Genomic DNA, 2570 nt, shown 5'->3' on the forward strand with positions numbered 1-2570 from the left:
ATTATTCAAAAGGCAAGGGGATTTAATAAAGGTGGTCAGCACAGCATAGCACCTACCTTATCCAACAATAGCTATCAAGAGAATAATCATGTAAAAATTTATGATTTTTATAACAAGTCCAAAAAGGAGATAGTCGGGACATTGACGGCAAGCGGTCACCAAGGAAACACGAAAGCAGGTACTTTTGGTATATCAGATGGTTTCCGCATTCGCAAGTTAACTCCAAAAGAATGTTGGCGACTGCAAGGTTTTCCAGATTGGGCTTTTGATAAGGCGCAAGAGGTCAATTCAAACAGCCAGCTATATAAACAAGCAGGTAACTCAGTCACAGTCAATGTGATCGAAGCAATAGCAACGGAGTTGAAATAAAAGGAGAAAACAAATGCAAAACAAAATAGATATACCGAATACAACTATCAGTCTTGAAATAGAGGTGAGCTAGAATGAGTAATCTAACATTATCACTAGACGCTTCTACGTCTGTGACTGGTTGGGCTGTATTCAACGGCTCAACCCTTGTCCAGAGCGGGGCAATAAAGCCAAAATCAAAATCAAAAACATTCTACGAACGTGGGCGCTTGATGACTAATGAGTTAAAGATGATTCAGCTACGAGCTATAGAATCTTACAAAAAGCCATTTGATTATATTGTGATTGAAAAAAATAACGTTATGGGCCCGAATCAACAATCTATGATGAGCATAGGGATTGTAACAGGAATGATTTTAAGTAGATTAGTTGCAGATGAGGTTTACTTTGTAAACGTGTCAACGTGGCGGAAACATTGGAAGTTTAGCTACAAAGACCGCAGCAAGAAGTCAATGAAAAAACAATCTATCGAGACTGTCGAGCGAGAGTTTAATAAGACTGTCAAAGATGATGAAGCAGATGCCATTCTGATCGGTTCGTACTTTGTTAATGGCGGACTAGAATCAGGGAAATTAGAGCATCATAGTAATTGAGGTAGAACATGACTAAAATACCATACACAAAAGAAAGTGCACGCAAGCTATGGACAGAGGCGAGAGATAAATATCAGAATCAATTGGATTCTAAGACAAGGAAGAATGTGTACGAAAACATCAATGTAATTGGCGCGTGTCAAAAAAATACTTTATCTAAGTCCCAGCCAATGATATTGCAAGGTTATCCTATGGATTTAACCAAATAGAGTTTAAAACCCCATTTCCAAATGGAGAGCGTAATGTACCTCTTTCTCAAAAAGAGTTTGATAGATTAGAAAGGATTTTGAAAGGTGGCACAGATGGAAAAGAAATATGATGATATTGAGCAGGCAGACTTATCAGAGGTGCAATGGATTATTGATAATAAATTGAATAGTTCAAAAGGCGATGTAAGCGATGACTCACATAAATGCTTAAAGGCAGTTGTTTTATTTTTGATGTTAATATCATTATCTGGATGCCATAAGTTGGATAAAGGTATTGTGATTGATAAATACATAGACCACTCATACGTTGCATATATCTATACGGGAAAAGTTATGGTACCAGTATTCTATCCCGAAAAGTATTTGATAAAAATAAAAGGTAAAATTGATAAAAAGGAAATAAAAGAAACTTTTTCATTAAAAAAATCAGAGTGGGAAAATATAAAAATCGGTGATGTTTATGAGGTAAGGGATGACTAAAAAGAAAATAGAGCGCCTATGTATTTTAATCCTGATATGGTTATTCCTATTGATCCAAAATTAAGTAAATAAAAAAGGTAATAAGGCTATGTTTGATTTTTTAGACCGAATAAAATATGAATTGAAATCATTATTTGAAAGAATTATAACGAACACAAAGCGTTTTTTCTGTAAGCATTATTACGTTAAGATACATGGTCGTTGGCCACTTGGTTATGTAGAGTGCAAAAAATGCGGCCGTGTAAAAATAAGTGAACCATACATGACGATTCACGAAAAGTAAAAAAAGCCGAGCGCACACTCGACCCCTTAGTTATAAATTTCACAACACTATTATAACATAAAAAGGAGACAGAGAGTGAACAAAGCAAAGGAGTTACTTGATGAACTACAATGTCTAGATGAAGAAATTCAAAACAGAATAGATGAACTCGCCAATCTTGAAGCCAGTTTACTGTCTAGTCCGAAAATAAAAGCAAACAAGGTTAGCGGTGGGCAACAACAAAAGATTGATGAACGGTATGTAGATATCATTAGCATGCACGATTCTTTAAAAGAGTATATGAAGAAAGCAACTGCTGAAGCGATAGAACGTAGAATTGAACTCAGTAAATTGATTGATAAAATGCCTAAGCCTGCAAGTCGAACAATTTTAAGGATGGTGTATATTCAGAAAGCAAACGTGTATGATATGATTGAATTTTTACAATGCAGCAAGACCACTTTTTACAAAAAGAAGAAAGATGCAATCCGTGAATTGGGTGTTGTAGTTGATAAAAGCGAACTAATGTGAACTAATGTGAACTAGGTTGAAGCGCACTGGTCTAACAATCGTGCTAATATAGTATTATCAAGAAATAAAGAGGTGCTGTACATTGTGCAGTGTCTTTTTAGTTGTCAGGAGGTGATGGAAAATTGA

Annotated in this window: 4 protein-coding genes; all 4 read left to right on the plus strand. The window is 35.6% G+C overall.

Annotation, left to right across the window (positions count from 1 at the left end; all coding sequences use genetic code 11):
- On the plus strand, positions 1 to 369 hold a 369-nt coding region (locus HMPREF2574_RS07000; RefSeq protein WP_180363989.1), incomplete at its 5' end, for a DNA cytosine methyltransferase.
- A gap of 74 nt (positions 370 to 443) precedes the next feature.
- The gene (locus HMPREF2574_RS07005; RefSeq protein ID WP_070812363.1) at positions 444 to 962 is read left to right on the plus strand and encodes a RuvC family protein; all 519 of its coding nucleotides are present in this window, start codon (positions 444 to 446) and stop codon (positions 960 to 962) included.
- Between the two features lie 302 nt (positions 963 to 1264).
- Complete coding sequence (locus tag HMPREF2574_RS07015) at positions 1265 to 1651, plus strand: hypothetical protein (RefSeq protein WP_070812365.1); 387 nt, start codon at positions 1265 to 1267, stop codon at positions 1649 to 1651.
- Positions 1652 to 2009: 358 nt separating this feature from the next.
- Complete coding sequence (locus tag HMPREF2574_RS07020; RefSeq protein WP_070812366.1) at positions 2010 to 2444, plus strand: DUF1492 domain-containing protein; 435 nt, start codon at positions 2010 to 2012, stop codon at positions 2442 to 2444.
- The last annotated feature ends 126 nt before the right edge of the window (positions 2445 to 2570 follow it).

Source organism: Streptococcus sp. HMSC034E12 (assembly GCF_001835915.1).
Taxonomy (GTDB): Bacteria; Bacillota; Bacilli; order Lactobacillales; family Streptococcaceae; genus Streptococcus; species Streptococcus vaginalis.

What these genes read in the sequence shown, in the direction of transcription:
- HMPREF2574_RS07005 (WP_070812363.1), top strand. Translation starts at nt 444, where the DNA reads ATGAGTAATCTAACATTATCACTAGACGCTTCTACGTCTGTGACTGGT.
- HMPREF2574_RS07015 (WP_070812365.1), top strand. Translation starts at nt 1,265, where the DNA reads ATGGAAAAGAAATATGATGATATTGAGCAGGCAGACTTATCAGAGGTG.